Source organism: Flavobacterium alkalisoli (assembly GCF_008000935.1).
GTDB classification, from domain to species: domain Bacteria; phylum Bacteroidota; class Bacteroidia; order Flavobacteriales; family Flavobacteriaceae; genus Flavobacterium; species Flavobacterium alkalisoli.
In genome coordinates, this window is the sequence record NZ_CP042831.1 from 850,509 (window position 1) to 863,882 (window position 13,374).

Sequence of the window (13,374 nt, forward strand, 5' to 3'; positions counted from 1 at the left end):
ATATATTTAAATTTTTATTATGTCTTTTATCTTTTGTGTTTCTTCCTTTACAACCTTAGGCGCTCCAAACCTGTAACCAAAAAACAGGGTGCCATAGCCTATTGTATCATTCATATTGACACCTAAACTGGTATTATGGTTAGACACCCTCCCTTTAGAATATAGTCCGCCATAAAAAGTATCCGAATTATATCCCATAGAGAGGCTCAATGTTACCTGTGTTAAAAAAGCCGTATTGTTCTCTCCTTCATCATTTATATAAGAAAACCCGGCTCCAAATGAAGCCCCTGCCGCAATGAGAAAATTTTTTGCCACTACCAGGTTATAATTATAACTTGGTGACAGTGCCACATCTATAAAATATGCCTTACCTCCCAGTTGCGGTTCTTTTTTACCGTTTAGCTCGGTATAATAATAACTTACAAAAGGGGCAAAGCTGCCTGCACTTTTTAACTGCTTTACATTTTGAAAAGCAACTGCTTTAAACGAAAAATTCTCGTTAAAAACATACCCGGTGCTTCCTCCTATTTTTAATGTTTTAAGTCCGGGCAAATAAACATCTTCAAATCCGTCTGCCTTTAGTGAAATACCTTTTTGATAATAAAAATCAAAATGCTGCACCCACTGACCCGGAAAAAAATTAAAGCCAAAAGAAGTCATTTTAGAATCTTTTCTGTCTTTATTGTTTGCAAAGAACCTTGGTGCCACACCTATGCTAAACGATATAAAATCGTACTGTACCGCAACTCCAAGCGTGGTCTTTTTATTTGGTTCAACATCAACCACCGTATTATCCTCTGTATACTTCAGCATAAAATCATTAGAGGTTTGGTGCATATAAAGTTGTACCGAAATCTTATCATCGAAATATTGGATATAAGGATTACTAATACTGTCCTGTTGTGCAAAACAGCCTCCACATATAAAAAACAAGCCTCCTATGTAGCCTCTTACATCCAATTTACCGGTTTAGCTAATACTTTTATCAGTCTCTCCTCCTCACTACCCTCTTCAGGATGGTGGTCGTACACCCACTGCACATGTGGCGGAAGACTCATAAGGATACTCTCCATCCTTCCGTTTGTCTTAAGCCCAAAAAGGGTTCCTTTATCATGTACAAGGTTAAACTCCACATAACGTCCACGGCGTATTTCCTGCCATGTCCTGTTTTCATCAGTATATTCTATATCTTTTCTTCTTTCTACAATTGGCACATAAGCCTCAAGGAAGCTGTTACCCACTTCGGTTACAAAATCATACCAGTTTTCCATACTAAAGTTCTCTGTCGCCTTACAATGGTCAAAAAACAATCCGCCTATACCGCGACCTTCGTTACGGTGTGCATTCCAAAAATACTCGTCGCACTGTTTCTTAAATTTAGTATAAAATTCCGGATTATGTTTATCACAAGCCGTTTTACAGGTTTGGTGAAAATGTATTGCATCTTCCTCAAAAAGATAATAGGGTGTTAGATCCTGACCTCCGCCAAACCAACTGTTTACAAGGTTACCTTCCTTATCATACATTTCAAAATATCTCCAGTTAGCATGTGCTGTAGGTACAAACGGATTTTTAGGATGAATTACAAGGCTAAGTCCGCACGCAAAAAAATCTACATCGCCCACATTAAAGTAAGCCTGCATGGCCTTAGGTAACGGTCCGTGTACGGCAGAGATGTTTACTCCTCCCTTTTCAAATACATTTCCGTTTTCTATAACACGGGTACGACCACCACCGCCTTCAGCACGTTCCCAAAGGTCCTCCCTGAATTTTGCTTTGCCATCTACCGCTTCCAGTTTAGATGTTATGGTATCCTGTAAATCCTGTATGTATTGGTAAAATTTATCTTTCATTGTTGTTGTAATCTGATTTTAATAACCCGTAGTAAATAATATCCTCCAGCTGTCCAAAACCATTTCTAAATTCCTGCCTCAAAATCCCTTCCTGTATAAAACCTGTCTTTTCGGCTATTCTGCGGCTTCCTTTATTTACCGGAGAAGTACATATAAAAACCTTATTCATATCCAGTTCATTAAAACAAAAAGCAACGGCATCTGCCACTGCTTTAGAGGTTATGCCCTTGCCTTCATAGTCCATATCTATAAAATAGGCAAGTTCACATTTATGTACTTTCTCATTTATGTTTTTTACAACCACATAACCAATAAGCTCTGTCGTTTCTGTACTGCGCAGGTAAAAATAATAGCCTTCTCTTTTCTTTTCGGTCTCCAGAGCATCGGTTAAAAACTGTTCTGTTTTTTCCCTGTCGGAATTAGCAAAGGCCGTAACCGGAAACGTTTTGCGTATGTGCTCCCTGTTCCTGTCAATGAGCTTAAAAAACTCTCCCGGAAGGATTTTTGCTATACGGTCGGTTCTCCAGTTAGTAAATTCCATTGCTATTGTTTTAATCGGGCTATTTTACTGGTTATATCAAAAGAGAACATCTTGCTCCCCATTTGTATAAAACTATATAAAGATACCGCTTTTGGTTTCAGGTTTTCAAATTCCTGCTTCTGGCTAAGTTCTGCCATAAAATCGGCAAAGAGCTCAATATTAGCCCAGTCCAGCCCTGTATCTTTAAGATGATTGTTAAGCTCATCGGGAGTTATGCCTTTTAGCTTTCCAAGCGACAACCCAATTTGTGAAAGGTCCTCATCGGCAGTGGTATCACTCCACCCGTCCGGAACAAAAACCAGTGATATCAGCTTTTTGAGCTGATTGTTTATCCTCTCGTTTTCTTCGTCCCTTAAACCTAAACTTAACGGCATACCCTGAGTTATCTGTCACAGCCGGCAGTTGTATAAACTATCTATACAACTGCAACTGTAAACTATTATTTATATTCTTTAACTGCTTCTATAAATGCTTTTGCATGGTCTACCGGGATGTTTGGTAATATACCATGACCCAGGTTAACTATATAGTTGTCCTTACCAAATTCATCAATCATTTGATGTACCATTTTCTTAATGGTTGGTATAGGTGATAATAATCTTGACGGATCGAAATTACCCTGAAGGGTTATTTTTCCTCCCGACAGGTAACGTGCATTACGTGCCGAACAGGTCCAGTCTACCCCAAGGGCAGATGCCTTACTTTGTGCCATATCATTAAGGGCAAACCAGCATCCTTTACCAAACACGATAACGTGAGTTTCCGGAGCCAATGCCTCAACAATCTGGTTAATGTATTTCCATGAGAACTCCTGATAGTCTACAGGAGAAAGCATCCCTCCCCAACTGTCAAAAACCTGTACCGCATTAACACCTGCCTTTACCTTTTCCTTAAGGTAGGCAATGGTAGTATCAGTTATTTTCTGTAATAAGGCATGGGCAGCTTCCGGTTGTGAAAAACAGAATCCTTTTGCCGTATCAAAGCTTTTTGAACCTTTTCCTTCTACCGCATAACAGAATATTGTCCATGGCGAACCTGCAAAACCTATAAGCGGCACCTCATCATTAAGCATTTCCTTAGTAAGTTTAATGGCATCCATTACATAGCCTAATGACTCGTGAATGTCCGGTATACGCACCTGCTCCACATCCTGTGCAGTACGGATAGGGTTTGGCAAAAACGGCCCAACGCTTTCCTTCATTAACACCTCAATACCCATAGCCTGCGGTACCACAAGAATATCCGAAAATAAAATTGCAGCATCGGGCTTCACAATGCGTATTGGCTGTACAGTAATTTCAGCAGCCAGTTCCGGTGTCTGGCATCGGGTAAAAAAGTCATATTTATCCCTTAATGCACGAAACTCAGGTAAGTATCTTCCTGCCTGGCGCATCATCCATACGGGTGGCCTTTCTACTGTTTCGTTACGTAGCGCTTTTAAAAATAGGTCGTTTTTTATGCTCATCTCTCAATATTTGCTGCCACAAAGCGGCTTATTTCTCTTTATAATAATTTATACACTGTATAATTACATTCTCTACCGTAGGGCGGTTTGCAATTACAATATTTTCTGTTATGCCTTCCAGTGCTTTTGCAGTGGTTGTCCCTATACAAAAACAAATGGCCTGGCCTATTTCATTCTCCATTAAAAAACTCTGCACTCCAGACGGACTGAAAAACAGCACTCCGTTTGTTACTGCATTTATTTTGTGTGGCGTTAAGGCTGTCTTGTATACCTCAATTTCCGTAAAGCCTATGCCCGCTTCCTTCATTGCCTGTGGCAAAGTATCCTGCCTTAAATTTCCCGAAAAGAACGTAAAGCTCTCATCGGCATAGTCCTTTTTTATGGCAGTTGCCAGGTCTTCGGCATAATCGGCACAAACCTCAACGCTATATCCGTTTTGCTGTACTACTTCGGCTGTTTTGGCTCCTACACAAAAAACAGGGTTTTCTTTATACTCACTGCTTTTTTCATTAAGCAGAAAACTTTTAAAAGCGTTCTGGCTGGTAAATATCAGGTTTTTCGCTACCTCCATTTTAAAAGGCAGGCTAACGGTTGTTATAAAATCGGCCTCAAGCACACTAAATCCTGCATTAAGCAGGTACTGCTTATGGTTTCCCTGCAGTTTTTTAGTTGATACTATTCGGATACCGTTTTCCAAACTTCCTGTTTTTACCTGCGGCTGCAGAATTTACCCACATCCTTATTAAGGCCGAATACCACCAATATATCTCCTTCTTCTATAACCGTGTTCTTATCAACAAAACCTTCGGCCTGATGTACATGATTGGTTGTCCCTAAAATAGTCTTGCGCTGTTTCTTTCTAAGAATGGTAATAACCCTAAGGTTAAACTTCTCCTGAAAGTTAAGCTCCTCAAGTGTCTTCCCTGCAAAATCAGGCACTGCTGTTAGCTCTGATATCGAATAGTTCTTGTCGATATCAAAGTTATCCACTATACCTTTAAGGTTTATCTTTTTGGCAAGCCTGTCGGCAAAATCCTGCTCCGGGTGAATAATAGTTTCAATACCCATAGCATTAAGTACCGTATCGTGAATAGGCGAAAGCGAACGTCCAATGATCTTGGCTTTAGACAGTTTTTTAACTACTGCCGTGGCTATAATAGCTGCACCTTCGTTTTCACCAATAGCAATTACAGCAATATCGGCATCTTTAATAGGTAGTGCCTTATAAGCCTGTTCGTTAGTCGCATCCATACATATGGCATGCGAAATTTTATCCTTAACGATATTTACCTTGTCCATCTTATTATCAATCCCAATAACCTCATTTCCGGTTTCTGTCAGGTTAACTGCCAGCGACATACCGAAATTCCCCAATCCAAAGATGATAATCTTCATACTCATAACTTTAGTTTATTAAGATATTCTCTTCCGGATACTCATAGCTTTGTGTATGAAGGCGCTTCATCATACCTATAAGGAGGTTGAGTAAACCTATCCTTCCGAAGAACATTACAAATATTAAAACATATTTACTGCCTATACTTAAACTCGCGGTGATACCCAGGCTAAGCCCTACGGTACTGAATGCCGAGAATGTTTCGAATGCGATTTGTATAAGCGTAAAGTCTTTTTCAAAAAACAGTATCATTAATATACCCATGCCTATTACTATAAGCGATATGCATATAATGGCAAAGGCGCGCTTAACCGACTGGTTATTTATCTTTCTCCCCCTAAGTTCTATATGCTCCTTGCCTTTAGCTATGGAAATTATATTAAGAGTTGCCAGTGCAAAGGTACTTGTTTTAATACCACCTCCGGTAGACCCCGGTGAGGCACCTATCCACATTAAAAAGATAACAAAAAGTATGGCAGGCATGGTAAGATCGGCAAAATCAAATGTGTTGAAACCGGCAGTCCTTGCCGTAACCGATGTAAATGCCGCCGATGTAACCTTACCGAATAAAGTATCTGTTTGAAACAAATGAGTGCTTTCGGCAAAAAAGAAAAACAACGTACCGCCCGTCAATAATATGGCTGTTGTTATTACCACAATTTTAGAGTTAAGGGTAATAACCCTCACCGTGGTATGCATCTTCCTGTTGAATACAATATTTAAGATAAATCGCTTAATGTACCTAAGGAAGTTGAAAACAATGTTGTATCCTAAACCTCCCAGAATGATAAGGTGCATTACAATCCATTGGAACATATAAGCTCCCTGTAATGCCGTATCGTTAAGTCCGCTGGAAAGTGTAGAGAATCCGGCATTACAAAACGCCGATATAGAATGGAATACCGAAAAGAAAAACTTATTCTTTATCTCCGGTATATCGCTAATGTAATAATAAATAAAGGCCGCACCTACAATTTCTATACTTACGGTAAATACTACTACCCTCATGGCCAGTCGCATTACATCATGAAGCCCTTCACTCTCTACAAAGCTACTCACATTCATTCCTTCCCTAAAGGAAGAACCCTGTTTAAAAAAATAGGCAAAAAATGAGGTAAAAGTAAGCATCCCTATACCCCCTAACTGTATTAATATCAATATTACCGTTTTGCCCATAAAGGTAAAATCATGAGCCGTATCCAGCACTACAAGACCTGTAACACATACCGCACTGATAGATGTAAACAAGGCATCGGTAAAGCTAATTCCATGTGTGGTGGCATTAGGCAGCATCAGTAAAAATGCACCTATAAGTCCCACTACCGCAAAACTCCCTACAAATAAAACCGTAGGGTTATAGTATATGGCATATAATTTTCGAATCAGGTTGGTAAGCCTCAAAAAGAAGTAAATGATAAGGCCTGTATCCAGTATATAATTTACATCGTGCAGCCTGCCATACTCATCGCCGGTAATAAAGGCAAAAGATGCCATAATAAACGTTATTACCAGTACCAGTATGTTTGCCTTAAACATTTTACGCCTTCCCGGCCTGTAAGCATGCTTAATGCGCAGCACATTAAACCCTATAAGTGCTATTATAAGCAGGGTAAGGTAAAGCGTTTTATGGTCCAGCCATGTGGTTATGACGTTTTCATATCCAAAATCAAAAATCAGGAAGACAATTAGCAGGATGTCAATAAAGCCGTAAATTTTTGATAAAGTATATGCCAGATTTCTAGCCATTGCCTATTTTTTAAGTTTTTCGCGTATCTCCGCCATTAATTCCGTTCCTCCATTCGCAAGCACTTCTTCAGCACAGTCATTACCAAAGTTACTAAAGTCTACCGACAACGGCATTGCCTTTTCAACATGAATTTTCTGCTTTCCGTCTATAGACAGTAATGTCCCTTCAAAGCGTATTTCATTGTTTACAAAAGTAGCAAGTGCACCAATAGGGGCCGTACAGCCTCCTTCCAGTTTCTTTAGGAACTGGCGTTCTATATGGGTGGCAATTTCTGTTTCTTTATGGTTTAATTTGGCAAGCGCCTCCCTGCAATGGCTGTCATTTTCCATAGCTACCACAAGCATTGCTCCCTGTGCAGGTGCAGGAATCATCCAGTCGAGTACCATGTGGTTTTCCGGAAGCAGGTTTATACGCTCCAGTCCGGCACTGGCAAATACAGCACCGTTCCAGTCACTTTCACTAAGTTTTCTAAGCCTTGTATTTACATTACCCCTTAAATCGGTTACCGAATGGTGCGGATGCCTGTTAAGCCATTGTGCCTGCCTTCTAAGGCTGCCTGTAGCAATGGTACCGGCTCCGTGTAAAAATTCAAGATCTCCTTTATGCACCAGTATGTCGTGTACATTGGCACGCTCTAAAACCGCTGCCTGCACTATACCTTTTGGCAGGGCAGTAGGCACATCTTTCATAGAATGTACAGCAATATCCACCTGCCCTTTTATCATAGCGACATCAAGGGTTTTGGTAAATATTCCTGTTATTCCGAATTCGTAAAGGGGAATGTCCAGCACTACGTCACCGTCTGATTTTACTGCTACAATTTCGGTAGCATATCCTAAATCTTCCAGCTTCTTTTGTACAGTATGAGCCTGCCAAAGGGCAAGCTCACTATCTCTTGTGCCTATTCTGATGGCTTTGTTCATTTTGAAGTATTTTCAATCTTAAAGACTTTTTCAATCCATTCGATACTTTCATCTACCATGGTATCGCTGTCTTTTAAGTGATTCGCAAAGTGTGTTGTAATTTTCTGAATTATTCTCTTACTGATTATCTCAGCCTGCTCTTCATCAAAATTACTTATTTTTTTGCGTTGAAAGTTAAGTTCGGTTTCTTTTATTGAGTTAAGCTTTTCCTTAAGCGCGTGTATGGTGGGCGCAAATTTCCTGGCATTCATCCAGTTGATAAATTCATCCTTGATCTCCTCAATAATCGCTTCGGCAGCAGGAATGTGTTTTTTCCTGTTTTCCAGTGTACCATCGGTTATTTTAGAAAGATCGTCAAGGTGAACAACTGTTACATTATCCAGTTCCTTCACGTTATCATGAACGTTTTTAGGAATAGAAAGATCCAGTATTAAAAGTGGTTTATTAAGCTTAAGTATATCTTTATCTATAGTTGGCATAGGTGCCCCTGTAGCTACCACAAGCACATCGGCCTTAGGTATTTCAAGCGGAAGCACATCATAATCCTTAACCACAAGGTTAAATTTACCGGCAATCTTTTCTGCCTTTTCCTTTGTCCTGTTTACAAGAACAATGTGGTCATTCTTAGTGTGCTTAACAAGGTTCTCGCAGGTATTGCGGCCTATTTTTCCGGTTCCGAAAAGCAGTATGCCCTTATTGCTCACATCCTCTACATTGTTAAGGATATACTGTACCGAAGCAAAAGAAACCGAAGTAGCCCCTGAGCTAAGTTCTGTTTCGTTCTTTATTTTTTTGCTTGCCTGGATAACACAGTTTACAAGCCTTTCCATAAATGCATTGGCCAGGCCTCTTGACTTAGATTCTATAAAACTGGTTTTAATCTGGCTTATAATCTCAAAATCCCCCAGTATCTGGCTGTCAAGCCCGGTACCTACCCTAAAAATATGGTTAATAGCCTCTTTGCCTTTGTATACAAAAGCAACTCTCTGGAACTCCTCTACAGAGCCCTGGCTGTTATCGCAAAGTAATTTGATTAGCTGAAAAGGGTGCTGTGCAAACCCGTATATCTCGGTCCTGTTACAGGTAGATGTAACAATAAGACTGCTTATATCTTCATTTTTCGCCTGTTCAAGAACATTAAGCTTTGCTTCGTTTCCCAAGCTGAATTTACCCCTAGTCTCGGCATCTGCCTTCCTGTAACTCAATCCTATAGCATAAAAGTATAGGTGCCTCGACAAGTTATTATTCTCCATAGTACTCACTTTCCTAAAAGTTTCACAAAATTATCATTAAGGCTTATTAAAAAATAACGCTAAAAGTTCTTTTTGTGTCGCTGCGGGATATTTTAACCCAAATTGCTTTTTTAAACCTTAAATACGCTAAATTTGCAATGAAATCAATGTTTTGCAAAAATACAGTTTAGAACAGTTCTAAATAAAGAGATTTTATATTTTTAAAAAACCCGTCAAAAAAATATCGCTATGGGTTCTCACGAGGAAATTAAAATTGAGGATGATTTTTTTGTGCTGCGTTTCCAAAATGACAGCGACGAAACCTCCCATTTTGAAAGGGAAGTAAATACCGACCTGATACAATTTCACTTTGGGTTAAAGGGCAGGGCCAAGTTTATTTTTAATCAGGGCCGCTATGCACTGGACCTAAGGGAAGAGGTATCGCTTTTTTTATACAATCCGCAAAAGGAATTACCGGTTCATTTGGAGATTGCCCCGCACTCATGGGTAATATCCGTTCTTATTTCCATTAAAAAGTTTCACAGCTTTTTTTCGGAAGAGGCCGATTACATCCCATTCCTGAGTTCAGAAAATATAGATAAGAAGTACTATAAGGACGACAGGATAAACCCCTCTATGGCTATTGCATTAAACCAGCTGTTTAACTTTAACCTGCACCAGTCCATAAGGAAACTGTACTTTAAGGGTAAGGTTTATGAATTGCTTAGCCTGTACTTTAACCGTGCCGAAGATGCCAATACAGAGCAGTGTCCGTTTTTGGTGGATGAAGACAATGTAATAAAGATAAGGAAGGCAAAAGATATTGTTATTGCCAATATGGCCGAACCACCGGGGCTTCAGGAACTTGCAGACCAGGTAGGCATTAACCTGAAAAAGCTGAAAATGGGCTTTAAACAGATTTACGGCGACAGTGTATATAGTTTCCTTTTTGATTATAAAATGGAGTATGCCCGTAAGCTACTGGACAGCGGAACCTATAATGTAAACGAAGTAGGGCTTCGAATAGGTTACAGCACTGCCAGCCACTTTATTGCTGCCTTTAAAAAGAAATTTGGCACCACGCCTAAAAAATACCTTATGTCTTTAAACGCTAATGCTTAATATCAAAGCAACTCTCCAAGAAATTTTTGATAAAATCATCACGAGAGTTCAATAAAGAATTGCAGCAATTAATATTCAACAATCGTTAAAAACAAAAATAATAATATTCAGAGCATGGTTTTTGATGACCTTTGCCCAACAAACACAAAAACAACAACTGTAAGATAAACATGAAAGGTGTATTGTTAATTAACCTTGGTTCTCCGGACAGTCCGGATCCAAAAGACGTAAAACCCTATCTGGACCAGTTCCTGATGGACAAGTATGTTATAGATGTTCCTTTTTTACTAAGGGCTCTTTTAGTTAGAGGTATAATACTTAGAAAAAGACCGGAAGATTCGGCAGAAGCCTACCAGAAAATATGGTGGGAAGAAGGGTCTCCACTTATTGTACTATCGGAAAGGATGTACAAAAAAGTGGAACAAAAAACCGAACTGCCTGTAACATTAGCCATGCGTTATGGTAAACCGTCTATAGAAACAGGATTACAGCAACTGGCAGACCAGGGTGTAACCGAGGTACTGCTTTTCCCTCTTTATCCGCAATATGCCATGGCTTCTACCCTTACTGTTTTAGCAGAGGCAGAAGAAGTTCGCAAAAAGAAATTCCCGCAAATGACATTTACCGATGTCCCTGCGTTTTATAATAAACCCGACTATATAAAAGTACTGGCAGACTCAATTAAGAGTTCACTGGAAGGTTTTAATTACGACCACCTGCTGTTCTCTTACCATGGTATACCAGAACGCCATATAAGAAAAACAGATGTAACAAAATCACACTGTAAAATAAACAGCACCTGCTGTACAACGCCTTCGGCGGCACATAAATTCTGCTACCGTCATCAGTGTTACGAAACTACACGATTAGTAGTGGAGCAACTGGGTATTCCTGAAGATAAATACTCACTAACATTCCAGTCAAGGCTTGCAGGAGACAAATGGCTTGAACCTTATACCGATGTTGAGATAAACAACATGCCGGCAAAAGGAGTTAAGAGCCTTGCGGTAGTTACACCTGCGTTTGTAACAGACTGTCTTGAAACGCTCGAGGAAATAGCCATGCGTGCTAACGAAGATTTTAAGGAACACGGAGGAGAAAACTTCATGGCTATTCCTTGCCTTAATGATAATAACGATTGGGTTGATGTGGTGGCGAACTGGATTAATGAGTGGGCCCATGCAGAAACACCTGTAGTATAATGTCTGTAACCTCTACGGATCTAGCCAATAAGGACATTAAGCAGCTGCTTTTCCGGCAGTCGGTACCTGCTTCCATAGGTATATTGTTCATGACAGTTAATGTCCTTATTGACACTATATTCGTAGGCCGATGGATTGGCGCACTGGCAATTGCCGCGCTATCTGTAGTAATGCCTATTACTTTTTTCATTTCTTCTATGGGTATGGCCATAGGTATAGGCGGAAGCTCGGTACTTTCACGAGCCTTAGGTAAAGGCAATAAGGAAAAAGCCCTTAACACCTTTGCTCATCAAATCATGATGACTTTTGGCATTGCTTCCCTTTTTGCAATATTAGGACTTTTTTTCAGCGAAGAAATATTGTTTGCCTTTGGTGCTAACGGAGCGATAATGGCTCCCGCCAAAGAGTTTTTTATACCCATACTTATTGCTGTTCCTTTTCAGGCCTTTTGCATGACGGGAAACAATGTAATACGGGCCGAAGACAAGGCACGCCATGCAATGACTGCCATGATAATATCGGCAGTGTCAAATATCATACTGGATATACTTTTAATCAAGATCCTGAACTTAGGGGTATTTGGTGCTGCACTGGCAACCGCATTTTCCTTTTTCTTCTGCTTTTTATATATCCTTTGGTTCTTTATTTACAAAAGCGAACTGAAACTGGAACTAAAACATTTTGTTTTTCATAAGGAACTCGCAAAAGAAATTGTATCCTTAAGCTTTGTAACGTTTGCAAGGCAGGGCGTAATAAGTATCCTGGCTATTCTACTTAACCATACCCTATATGCAGAAGGCGGCGAACATGCCGTAGCCGTTTATGGCATCATAAGCCGAATGCTTATGTTTGCACTGTTCCCTGTACTGGGAATAACGCAGGGCTTTATGCCTATAGCCGGTTATAATTACGGCGCCGATAATTACGGGCGGGTAAAGGAAACTGTTATCACTGCCATAAAATATGCAGGTTTCTTTGCCGTATTGGTATTTATAGTAGTATTAGTATTTGCCAAACCTATCGTTTCTGTCTTTACTACCGATGCAATTGTAATTGCCGATACCCCCGGTGCTTTACGCTGGGTATTTGCTGCATCGCCCATTATTGCTGTTCAGCTTATAGGCGCTGCTTATTTTCAGGCAGCGGGCAAGGCTACAAAAGCATTACTGCTTACGCTAACAAAACAGGGCTTTTTCTTAATACCGCTAATACTTATTTTACCGCACTTTTTTGGTATTTTTGGTGTATGGGTATCATTCCCCATTGCCGATGTATTGTCAACAATAGTTACAGGGTTATTCCTTAAAAAAGAAATGACCTACCATCTTAAAGAAGCATAATGGAATATAATTATATAAAATCGCTGCACCTCATCTTTGTGATAACCTGGTTTGCCGGGCTTTTTTACATAGTAAGGCTTTTTGTTTACCATTTAGAGGCTAATGATAAACCGTCTCCCGAAAAAGAGATTCTTATAAAGCAGTACAAACTTATGGCTTACAGGCTGTGGTATATTATTACATGGCCATCGGCAGTGCTGGCAAGTATTTTTGCCTTTTGGATGCTGTTTTTTACCGCTACCGGAAATGCATGGCTTACCCAACCTTGGATGCATGTAAAACTGGGGTTTGTATTCCTTTTATACCTCTACCATTTAAAATGTCACTCTATTTTCAGGCAGCTACAGAATGACGAAATAAAACACACCTCAAACTTTATGAGGATTTGGAACGAAGGTGCCACCATAATTTTATTTGCCGTTGTTTTTTTAGTAATTTTAAAGAATGCCGTAAACTGGATTTATGGCGTGGTGGGTATTATACTGTTTTCTGTACTTATAATGCTTGGCTTTAAATTTTACAAACGAATAAGGAAAAAGAACAACTCCTAACA

Annotated in this window: 14 protein-coding genes; 4 read left to right on the forward strand and 10 right to left on the reverse strand. The window is 39.8% G+C overall.

The annotated features are described in order from the left end of the window. Positions 1–6: 6 nt before the first annotated feature. From FUA48_RS03655 to hemA, 10 genes are all read right to left on the reverse strand, one after another. Complete coding sequence (locus FUA48_RS03655; protein ID WP_147582243.1) at positions 7–960, reverse strand: DUF4421 family protein; 954 nt, start codon at positions 958–960, stop codon at positions 7–9. Continuing rightward, positions 951–1,853: an oxygen-dependent coproporphyrinogen oxidase gene (gene hemF, locus FUA48_RS03660; protein WP_147582245.1), complete on the reverse strand. Its 903-nt coding sequence runs from the start codon at positions 1,851–1,853 to the stop codon at positions 951–953. Before hemF ends, FUA48_RS03655 begins: the two co-directional genes overlap by 10 nt. Beyond that, entirely contained in the window at positions 1,843–2,394 is a 552-nt protein-coding gene (locus FUA48_RS03665) for a GNAT family N-acetyltransferase (protein ID WP_147582247.1), read from the reverse strand. Before FUA48_RS03665 ends, hemF begins: the two co-directional genes overlap by 11 nt. Positions 2,395–2,396: 2 nt before the next feature. Continuing rightward, positions 2,397–2,768 carry a hypothetical protein gene (locus tag FUA48_RS03670; RefSeq protein WP_147582248.1) on the reverse strand — a complete coding sequence of 124 codons (372 nt, stop codon included), beginning with the start codon at positions 2,766–2,768 and terminating at the stop codon, positions 2,397–2,399. Between the two features lie 65 nt (positions 2,769–2,833). Beyond that, positions 2,834–3,859, reverse strand: a complete 1,026-nt coding sequence (gene hemE / locus FUA48_RS03675) for a uroporphyrinogen decarboxylase (RefSeq protein WP_129750513.1) — start codon at positions 3,857–3,859, stop codon at positions 2,834–2,836. 28 nt (positions 3,860–3,887) lie between these two features. Continuing rightward, a complete protein-coding gene (locus FUA48_RS03680; RefSeq protein ID WP_147582250.1) occupies positions 3,888–4,556 on the reverse strand; it encodes a uroporphyrinogen-III synthase in 669 nt (222 codons plus the stop codon). An 11-nt stretch (positions 4,557–4,567) separates the two neighbouring features. Further along, positions 4,568–5,254, reverse strand: a complete 687-nt coding sequence (locus FUA48_RS03685) for a potassium channel family protein (protein WP_147582252.1) — start codon at positions 5,252–5,254, stop codon at positions 4,568–4,570. Positions 5,255–5,264: 10 nt separating this feature from the next. Then, entirely contained in the window at positions 5,265–7,001 is a 1,737-nt protein-coding gene (locus FUA48_RS03690; protein WP_147582253.1) for a TrkH family potassium uptake protein, read from the reverse strand. A gap of 3 nt (positions 7,002–7,004) precedes the next feature. Beyond that, complete coding sequence (gene hemC / locus FUA48_RS03695; RefSeq protein WP_147582255.1) at positions 7,005–7,925, reverse strand: hydroxymethylbilane synthase; 921 nt, start codon at positions 7,923–7,925, stop codon at positions 7,005–7,007. Beyond that, on the reverse strand, positions 7,922–9,178 hold the full coding sequence (hemA, locus tag FUA48_RS03700) for a glutamyl-tRNA reductase (RefSeq protein WP_147582257.1): 1,257 nt from the start codon (positions 9,176–9,178) through the stop codon (positions 7,922–7,924). Before hemA ends, hemC begins: the two co-directional genes overlap by 4 nt. A gap of 228 nt (positions 9,179–9,406) precedes the next feature. On the opposite strand from hemA, the gene FUA48_RS03705 reads away from it, so the two are divergent. The 4 genes from FUA48_RS03705 to FUA48_RS03720 all read left to right on the forward strand — a co-directional run bounded on the left by FUA48_RS03705 (position 9,407) and on the right by FUA48_RS03720 (position 13,372). After that, the gene (locus tag FUA48_RS03705) at positions 9,407–10,279 is read left to right on the forward strand and encodes a helix-turn-helix transcriptional regulator (protein WP_147582259.1); all 873 of its coding nucleotides are present in this window, start codon (positions 9,407–9,409) and stop codon (positions 10,277–10,279) included. A 170-nt stretch (positions 10,280–10,449) separates the two neighbouring features. After that, on the forward strand, positions 10,450–11,481 hold the full coding sequence (gene hemH / locus FUA48_RS03710) for a ferrochelatase (protein WP_147582261.1): 1,032 nt from the start codon (positions 10,450–10,452) through the stop codon (positions 11,479–11,481). After that, positions 11,481–12,821: an MATE family efflux transporter gene (locus FUA48_RS03715; protein WP_147582263.1), complete on the forward strand. Its 1,341-nt coding sequence runs from the start codon at positions 11,481–11,483 to the stop codon at positions 12,819–12,821. The genes hemH and FUA48_RS03715 overlap by 1 nt, the downstream gene beginning before the upstream one ends. Further along, positions 12,821–13,372, forward strand: a complete 552-nt coding sequence (locus FUA48_RS03720) for a CopD family protein (RefSeq protein WP_147582265.1) — start codon at positions 12,821–12,823, stop codon at positions 13,370–13,372. The genes FUA48_RS03715 and FUA48_RS03720 overlap by 1 nt, the downstream gene beginning before the upstream one ends. Positions 13,373–13,374 lie beyond the last annotated feature (2 nt).